The organism is Dysgonomonas sp. Shenzhen-Wh21, from assembly GCF_043392705.1.
Classification (GTDB): domain Bacteria; phylum Bacteroidota; class Bacteroidia; order Bacteroidales; family Dysgonomonadaceae; genus Dysgonomonas.
The window spans coordinates 1-2,450 of sequence record NZ_JAIXHZ010000065.1 but is presented as its reverse complement, the minus strand read 5'-3'; the positions used below and the strand labels follow the sequence as shown (position 1 = coordinate 2,450).

Here is a 2,450-nt window from a genome sequence, read left to right as displayed (position 1 = left end):
TCTTTTATTAATGTTTATCCTTAGATATATAAGGCATTTAAATACATCAACTTAAATCTATATGCAGAAGAATACTTGTAAGAAAACTATCTTATTTATATTAATTTCCATTACAACTTTATCATGTTATTGTCAAGAAAATTATTTAAAAACAGTAGATCACACATCTTACGGCATTAATTTATCAGATGAAGGCGACGTATCGAATGCGAAATTTTGCACTGTTATCGAAAAAAATAAAACAACACACTATTCTCCATATGAAGTATCTGAATATGCATTAAAAAATGGCAAAAAATATAAAGCAAAAGATATTCAGCTGAACGACTCCACCATAAAAGTATTTCTTCAAGTAATAACAGAAGGTAATATTGCCTTCTATTATTATAAAGGAGAAAAGAAGGAGAGATTTTTCGTCGAAAAAAATGGCAAATTGAAAGACTTCCCAGAATTTGACAACACAGGAAAATCTGTTTTCAGAGAAAATCTATCGACAATAACAAGTGCTTGCAGCGAATTAACAAACGTAATTAAACAATCCAGATATAACCAAACTTCAATCAAAGGTGTAATGAAGAGATATGAGACATGTAGCTCTGACCCTATATTATACGTAAGATATGGAATAACTGCAGGCTATAATTTCGAAAAACTAAGAATGACTTCTAATGCAAGCAATAACTTAAAATTTTTAAATTACAAATATGAAGGTGCGTTCTCTATAGGTGGATTCATTAATATACCAATCTCTTTAACTGATTTTTCCTTCCATGTTGAGGCTTATTATTCCAAACACAGCTATTCTTACTCGTCTAGTAATGCGATGGGTGATATTGACTATATTGCAAATATGCACACATTAAGTGTTCCACTTCTTTTCAGATATACTCTTCCTTTAAATAAAGTATGCCCTTATATAAATGCAGGTCTAATATATTCATATAACTTCAAGTGGAATAACTCTTTATTTAATTCAACAATAACAGATAATACAATAACAATCGATAAGATAGATCATCCAATAATAGATAGCCACCAAATAGGTTACAATATAGGAGCAGGTGTAGAGTATAAATTGAATTATAAAAATTCATTATTCTTTGATATAAGGTATTCTGATAATTTCACTTCATCTAGCTCTAACTATTTTAATAAATCTACAATTTATTTTTCAACAAGTATAAACCTATGAAATATATATTAATTATACTTTTACTAATCATATCAGTTGTTTTTAATACAAGTTGTGTGGACGACGTAGAACTACCTGAAAAAGATTACCCATTCGTTGAAACCAAAGATGCTGTAGTTACCTCTACAAATGTTACCCTTGTAGGAAAATTAACGCAAAAAGGAAGAGACAAGATTATTGACTACGGATTTATATTTATAAATGACAGTAAAGAAATAAAATATAGTATTTATGAAACAAATGAAATAGACGATTTCGAAAAAATAATAAACACTGATTTAAAAAAGAATACAACCTACACTTACAAGGCCTACATAAAAACAGAAAAATATTTAATCTTAGGAAAAGCTGTTACCTTTACAGCCTTAGGGAGTGAACCTCCTGTTGTAGAAAATATTAATCCCAATAGAGGTTTTGATGGAACAGAGGTCAAAATATCCGGTAAATATTTTGGATCAGAGAAAGATAAACGTCATATATATATTAATGACAGAGAAGTAAACATCAGTGAATCCGGAGAGAATTATATATCTTTTACAATACCTCCCTCTTCTTTTGTTGGTGATGCAGTAATCCGGATTGTTGCCGGAGAAAATGAAACGAATACTACATTCACGGTTATTGGCCCCGAAATTGAGTCGATTACTCCACTCACAGGACATGCTGGTAGTTATATTGTAGTTTCTGGAAAAAACCTCACAGAGAATGGAGATCAGACGATGATATATTTTGGTAGTTATTTAGGTCTAATATTGCAAAAAAATATTGGAGCTAACGCGCAAACGACTTTTACAGTAGCGATTCCTCCTGCTGACAATGTACTATCAGAAGTATCATCACCAATAAAATTACAAAATGGAGAAAAAATTGTCGAATATAAAAATACATTACTGACTAAATCATCGTGGAAAAGTCATGCTTCGGAATATTTTGGATCGGACTATAAATATGATGGATTTTCGTATAACAATAAAGGTTATGTAATGGAAGTGGAATCAATGGAGTTTCATGAATACAATCCTGTTGCTGACAAATGGACAACAATAAAACCTATATCCAATAAACCAGATTTTTATTATAATAGCTTATTAATTCCTTCTGGCGACAAGTTCTATAAAGTTGGAGGTTTAAACTATTTATTAGAATTAAACGATGACTTATGGTATTTTAAAATATCCGACAAGACATGGAATAAAAAAAACAAACTTCCTTTTGTGTTCCAGTCTGCAAAATCCTTTAAACTAAATAATAAAACATA

Annotated in this window: 2 protein-coding genes; both read left to right on the top strand. The window is 30.1% G+C overall.

What is annotated here, in order from left to right; translation table 11 throughout:
* Positions 1-61 precede the first annotated feature (61 nt).
* A complete protein-coding gene (locus LDB17_RS03835; RefSeq protein WP_252638165.1) occupies positions 62-1,192 on the top strand; it encodes a porin family protein in 1,131 nt (376 codons plus the stop codon).
* On the top strand, positions 1,189-2,450 hold a 1,262-nt coding region (locus LDB17_RS03830), incomplete at its 3' end, for an IPT/TIG domain-containing protein (protein ID WP_393924895.1). The genes LDB17_RS03835 and LDB17_RS03830, both read left to right, overlap by 4 nt.